The following is a 261-nucleotide window of genomic DNA, read 5'->3' on the forward strand; positions in this document are numbered from 1 at the left end:
TGCGCTTCTGTTCCCCGTCGGCGGCCACGGCCTCGATGGGATAGAGCTGCCGGCCGTCGCGGAAGGGCACCTGCACCCGGAAGGTGCCGTCGGCCGTGAGGGGCACCTCCTCGCCGCCGATGCTGAGGCGGGCGGCCGGATCGGTGGCGCCGTAGACGATCAGCTCGGCATCGGCCACCAGCCAGAAGGAGCGCTGGCGCGGGGCCACCCCGCCGATGCCGGAGCCGGAGGCGCTGCGGCCGGAGGCCCAGGGGCCGGCGC

At 76.2% G+C, this 261-nt stretch carries 1 pseudogene; it reads right to left on the reverse strand.

Annotation, left to right across the window (positions count from 1 at the left end):
- Positions 1–261 (reverse strand): annotated as a pseudogene (locus KUG41_RS15335) (DUF4912 domain-containing protein); the annotation flags it as partial.

This window comes from Synechococcus sp. CCY 9618, from assembly GCF_019038415.1.
GTDB lineage: Bacteria > Cyanobacteriota > Cyanobacteriia > PCC-6307 > Cyanobiaceae > Cyanobium.